Source organism: Pseudomonas sp. MD330_10 (assembly GCF_042610415.1).
Taxonomy (GTDB): Bacteria; Pseudomonadota; Gammaproteobacteria; order Pseudomonadales; family Pseudomonadaceae; genus Aquipseudomonas; species Aquipseudomonas rhodesiae.
In genome coordinates this window covers 1-238 of record NZ_JBHGZU010000156.1, presented here as the reverse complement: position 1 = coordinate 238, position 238 = coordinate 1, and the positions used below count along the sequence as shown (strand labels likewise).

Annotated in this window: 1 pseudogene; it reads right to left on the bottom strand. The window is 61.8% G+C overall.

The window, feature by feature from the left end:
- Positions 1-238: pseudogene (locus ACFZPT_RS27015) on the bottom strand (DNA repair protein RecN); the annotation flags it as partial.

Genomic DNA, 238 nt, shown 5'->3' with positions numbered 1-238 from the left:
ACATGCGGCAAGTGCGTCACTGTGAGTACCTGTCCTCGCTCTCCCAGGCGGCGCAAAAGTTGGCCGACAATTTCCGCCGATGGCCCGCCGAAGCCTACGTCCACCTCGTCGAATACCAGCCTGGGTACTCTGGAGGTCTGTGCGGAAATCACTTGGATAGCCCGTCTGATTCGCGACAGCTCGCCCCCGGAGGCGACAATAGCCAGCGCATTGAGAGGTTGCCCCGGGTTGGCGCTGA